The following is an 862-nucleotide window of genomic DNA, read 5'->3' on the forward strand; positions in this document are numbered from 1 at the left end:
ACGCGCCCGACCTGGTACCGCCGGTCAGCGAGACTACAGCCATACCGGGCAATGCCGGCCTGTCGGAAAGTGAGCGTGCGGCCCGTGTCGCCCTGTCGTGGCAGCCGTTTCATGCCACCATCGAGCAGATTGTCGATGACCGGCTGGCGCGTGGACAGGCGACCCGCCTGGTTTCGGTGCATTCCTTCACGCCGGTCTACAAGGGACGCAACCGGCCCTGGCATATAGGCATCATCCATGACGAGGATCGCCGGCTGGCGGCACCGCTGATATCAGCGCTGAAGCGGCTTGCCGGCGTCACCGTCGGCGTCAACGAGCCCTATTCGCCGGCCGACCGTGTCTATTTCACGCTGGAACGGCATGCGCGCTCGCGCGGCTTGCTCTGCGCGATGATCGAAATCCGCAACGACGAAATCGCCGGCGAGACCGGGCAGCGGAAATGGGCGGATCTGCTCACGGGCATTTTTCTGGATCTGGAGCCCGAGGAGGCCAGGGGCTCCCGACAACGTGCAATGGGAAAGTCAGTTCAATCGGCCAGCTAAGAACTTAAAAAGGGGACAAAAATGTCAGCGCAAGACTATTCGGATGTCGACAAGAAGGAGGATCTGAAGGTCCTCCACGGAATGGGTTATGCCCAGGAACTGTCGCGAAGCATGAGCCGCTTCTCGAATTTCGCCATCTCATTTTCGATCATCTGCATCCTGTCGGGTGGCATCAATTCATTCGCGCAGGCGACGTCGTCGATCGGCGGCGCGGGCGCCGGCATCGGCTGGATCGTCGGCTGCGCCGTTTCCGGATTTTTTGCGCTCGCCATGGCGCAGATCGCCTCGGCATTCCCGACCGCCGGTGGCCTTTATCATTG

The 862-nt window shown here is 61.5% G+C and carries 1 protein-coding gene and 1 pseudogene; both read left to right on the forward strand.

Going from position 1 to position 862, the window contains the following annotated elements:
* On the forward strand, nt 1-542 hold a 542-nt coding region (locus tag EN750_RS36720; protein ID WP_127399441.1), incomplete at its 5' end, for an N-formylglutamate amidohydrolase.
* A 21-nt stretch (nt 543-563) separates the two neighbouring features.
* Nucleotides 564-862: pseudogene (locus EN750_RS36725) on the forward strand (amino acid permease); the annotation flags it as partial.

The organism is Mesorhizobium sp. M7A.F.Ca.ET.027.03.2.1 (assembly GCF_003999175.1).
In the GTDB taxonomy this organism is placed as follows: Bacteria; Pseudomonadota; Alphaproteobacteria; order Rhizobiales; family Rhizobiaceae; genus Mesorhizobium.